This window comes from Paenibacillus cremeus, from assembly GCF_007786445.1.
GTDB lineage: Bacteria > Bacillota > Bacilli > Paenibacillales > NBRC-103111 > Paenibacillus_G > Paenibacillus_G cremeus.
In genome coordinates this window covers 1-3,745 of sequence record NZ_VNJI01000106.1, presented here as the reverse complement: position 1 = coordinate 3,745, position 3,745 = coordinate 1, and the positions used below count along the sequence as shown (strand labels likewise).

Below are 3,745 nucleotides of genomic sequence, written 5' to 3'. Positions count from 1 at the left end.
ACGCTTTTGCCTTCGTGCCAAGATTTTTAAAGTATCCCTGGTTTGGAACAAGAGTATTTCCATTCCTAAATTAAGAAAATTACGGAATTATTGAAGGGGTATTGACCGCCTCGTTCATATCAGCTTAATGGGCTGTCGAAATGCCGGCAGCCTGTTGTTCACGGCGCCCTCGTAATCCGTTTGCTTAATGATTAATTCTGCTTAAGATCTCTAAAATAATCTATATAGTACCCATCGGATTCCCAGTAATCTTCGTATTGTTTATAAATATCAATAATCTTCTCTTTGGGTGTTCCACAACTTTCATAAAGCCAATTCTTTATATACTCGATATCTTTATTTACATCTTCCCAAATAAAATCTAGAATTGCTGACTCTTTTATGCCGCTGTCTGGTACATTAATTGCATAGTTTGATGTGAAATAATTGGCTAAATCTAATGTAAGTTTCTTAATATAGAGCTGAATTTATTTGTCTCTGAGAAAACTTCTCCACCTAATATAATGATTAAAATAACAAACCTTCTCTGAGAATGTAAGGTCAATTCCGCAAGGTCCATCGATTTCCAAAGTACCACCAATCCCGTCATTGACCCTCCAAGGCTTTCCTGCATCCTCAGGGTTATATGGGAGAAGTTCCCGAAAACTCAATTTAAGCTGGCGAAATGCCGGCAACTTATGTCACGGAGTTCTTTCGTATCCGTTTAGCGGAATAATTTGTTCTGTTACCAGACAGATATATGACCACTTCCAGTGAAAAGCATCGCTGCTTCTGGTCCTCGCTAACCATCCTCTTTTAAAGAAATTTCTACCCCATCCCCATTATCAAATATTATGCTAATTGCGTGACCGTCCTGAACTACCGATTCTTTTACTACTTGATTGATTAATGAAACCAGAGCATCCCGATAACCAACTGTATGGCTGTTGTATTTTCGACCACCTACAAACGTTAATGGCAGCGTATATGCAGTTAAGGTTGCTGTTTGTTCCCCTTCAAAAACAAATTGCAAGTAATCTCTTATAAAAATTACAGAACTCAATTCAGAATTTTTTAATGTCTCAATTGTCATATTGAAGAAAACTGCCAGATAGCATAATAAACCGCCCAATAATTCTGCGGCAGCTTATTTGTGTTTTCTGAGCTAGCTTAGCAGCAGAATTATCATTTGAATTGTATTTCTTAATGCTATTTTGACAATGCTATCCTCGGAGGTGAAAGCATGGATGATAATCAGTTTGACGATGAAACAATCGCTCCAGGTATGAATACGCATAATGAACTCGAAGAAAAAACAACTGACAAAGAAGTACAAGAAGGTGAGTCAACTTCAGTAACTCGCCAATATCTTGACCGCACTCCGAAGGACTAAGGTATGTCCTCACTATTCCCAAGCTCAGCTGTTTGTTTGAAACCAGGTCTAAAATAAGACAATATAAAAGCCCTCGATAGTCCCAACACTGAACTCGAGGGCTTATTTCTTACTGTGAATTGAACCTAGTTAGGATCCTCATCCATATCGACGACAGAATCATATACATTGGCTTGCGGAACATTTGTAAGATCCAGCTTTTGCTTCACCTGATCACCGATACTCTCATACCACGCTTCAAAGGAGTTGTCTAGTTGCTCCTCTCGATTATGATCCTCATTTACATCTGAATCCACTTCGATTTTATTATAGTCGTTTATAGGCTGAGTCATCGATTACTTCAACTCCTTCGTAATGGAATTGAATTAAAATCCCCAGTGAAGTTCCATTTTATGCATTAGCTAGCCATTGCTGACCCGTTGCTGTCTAAAACAATTCAACTATCGTTTAGCTTAAACATTTTCCCAATATTGAGAATGAGGTTGAGGAAAAGAAACTGTCTTTGTTTGAATATCTAAAATTCGAGTTCGTACATCATTTTTAGAAACGAAAATTGAATCTCCATTTTTATCAAAGCAGTATGCGATTGGTATGGATACATCACTGCCTCTGAATGAACCATCGGCGTGACTTGTGCCAATAATCATTGTTTTATATATAATAGCAAGCTTTTTTGCTTCATTTATCCATTCGTCAAACTGTTCCTCACTGAACATTCCTACACCGATTGGATGGACAATTAAGTCAATACCTCTGGTATCTTCATTCTTCACTCCTTGTTTAACCAATTCATCACAAAGTATTTGCCCTATCTTCAGACCCTCTACCGACTTAAAAGCCGTCTGGCTGTATTTAATCCTATCCAAAATAATGTCACCAGAACGGTTAATTATTATGGCTCTATCTTTTGGACTGTCGTTTAGCCTTCTATGTCCTCCAATAAAAATCTTGTTGTAGTTCTTTGCCAAAAGACATGCTTGTTCCACATTTTCATTCAAATAACCTTCTGGAAAGATTACAACATCAACGGAAGGATTATTGTGTAACTCACTCTCAAGTTGAACAATGCTCTTCTCAAGTTTTGGTTGGATGATTAGAAATTTCATTCAAATTCGCCACCCTTTTTTAAAGCAAAATTTACCACTACCCATATTTCCACAACCCTTGGAAAATTCCTTTGTGTATTTGAACTAATCTGCCAAGTAGTTAAGCGGATCGATATTAACGCAAACAAGCGATGGATCGGTTCCATTGCCGCACTATCGTATCCGTTACTTTAACGACATTTGAAGTATGGCTTCAGCTTTTTCAGCTTCACACCCCCATACTAAATATTCAAATAACCTACGGTCTTATTTTTTGATTGTATGTCGAAATTTGTAGCGAAATATTTCCCCACCATTAACCTCAAGGATGAGGATGACAGCTATGCATTATAACTTCTACGAACAACTACAAAAACTCAAACACGATGATGAAATGAGATCAACGGTACTTATATACGGTATCAAGCGAATCCTCGAGGAGAGGCAGCAAGAAAACAAAATCAAGCGATTTTTTAAGAGGAAGAATAAAGTTGAGCCTAAAAATTGGATCCAGGGTTTTCCAGTGGAAAATAAGGAAAATAAACAATAGGACTCATATGATCATTTAAAATAGTCCGTGGGCGGAACCATTATTCTCCTGTTTTCTACTTGACCGCTTGTGTCACATTTACGATATAAGGTGTTAAATCCTCAACTCTCATATATTGCATTACATTACATGCTTCTTTCGCAACTGGCCAATTCATATCTTTAAGTAGAAAAAGCATTTGAGGGACAAATCTTACTTGATCCTGATAATCTAATTTTAACATTCTCTTCCATGAAATCACCTCTAACAAGTATTTGTGTTCATTTGAAGTATTGATAGAATTACGCAAAGGCTTATCATTAGCTGATGCTGACGATATAAAATTCCGAGTTCAAGATAAGTTGATTTTTGACCAAGATAATCACTGATGTTGTGTTGGGAATCATTGAAGATAACGGTGTGAAAGACTGGACACCGGAAGTTTTAAATGAGTTCGCTTAAACGGTGCAAGACATATTAAGGAAATAACAGATATTGGCCAATATGCTCTTTAATTGAACAATTAAATGAAAGCTAAACACCTCCCAAAGTTGTAAGAGGCCACTGAAGAACTTACGTTTTTTTCCTGGCCGGCGAGTTCAACCAAAAAGAAGACATTTATTCCCATTTTGTAGAGGAGATGTCTTCTTTTTTTGACCCTATTCGGTTGTATTCCTCAATGATCCTTAGTCGGCTATTCTCAATATCCGCTTTAGATTCACCGCAAATATGGCCATCGCACCTTGCAACTGCATGCCA

4 protein-coding genes and 1 pseudogene are annotated in these 3,745 nt (G+C 37.4%); 2 read left to right on the top strand and 3 right to left on the bottom strand.

What is annotated here, in order from left to right:
- Positions 1 to 781: 781 nt before the first annotated feature.
- Positions 782 to 1,072, bottom strand: a complete 291-nt coding sequence (locus FPZ49_RS34815) for a hypothetical protein (RefSeq protein ID WP_144855318.1) — start codon at positions 1,070 to 1,072, stop codon at positions 782 to 784.
- A 150-nt stretch (positions 1,073 to 1,222) separates the two neighbouring features.
- On the opposite strand from FPZ49_RS34815, the gene FPZ49_RS36295 reads away from it, so the two are divergent.
- Positions 1,223 to 1,372 (top strand): hypothetical protein, encoded by a 150-nt coding sequence (locus FPZ49_RS36295; protein WP_186446292.1) that lies wholly within the window; start codon positions 1,223 to 1,225, stop codon positions 1,370 to 1,372.
- Between the two features lie 125 nt (positions 1,373 to 1,497).
- On the opposite strand, the gene FPZ49_RS34810 is transcribed toward FPZ49_RS36295, so the two are convergent.
- Positions 1,498 to 1,704, bottom strand: a complete 207-nt coding sequence (locus FPZ49_RS34810) for a hypothetical protein (RefSeq protein WP_144855316.1) — start codon at positions 1,702 to 1,704, stop codon at positions 1,498 to 1,500.
- 120 nt (positions 1,705 to 1,824) lie between these two features.
- Positions 1,825 to 2,478: a hypothetical protein gene (locus FPZ49_RS34805; RefSeq protein WP_144855314.1), complete on the bottom strand. Its 654-nt coding sequence runs from the start codon at positions 2,476 to 2,478 to the stop codon at positions 1,825 to 1,827.
- Positions 2,479 to 3,273: 795 nt separating this feature from the next.
- Between FPZ49_RS34805 and FPZ49_RS37220 the strand changes: the two are divergent.
- Positions 3,274 to 3,448 (top strand): annotated as a pseudogene (locus tag FPZ49_RS37220) (cation diffusion facilitator family transporter); the annotation flags it as partial.
- Positions 3,449 to 3,745 lie beyond the last annotated feature (297 nt).

Coding starts and splice junctions, on each gene's coding strand:
- FPZ49_RS34815 (WP_144855318.1), bottom strand. CDS start 1,072: ATGACAATTGAGACATTAAAAAATTCTGAATTGAGTTCTGTAATTTTT.
- FPZ49_RS36295 (WP_186446292.1), top strand. CDS start 1,223: ATGGATGATAATCAGTTTGACGATGAAACAATCGCTCCAGGTATGAAT.
- FPZ49_RS34805 (WP_144855314.1), bottom strand. CDS start 2,478: ATGAAATTTCTAATCATCCAACCAAAACTTGAGAAGAGCATTGTTCAA.
- FPZ49_RS34810 (WP_144855316.1), bottom strand. CDS start 1,704: ATGACTCAGCCTATAAACGACTATAATAAAATCGAAGTGGATTCAGAT.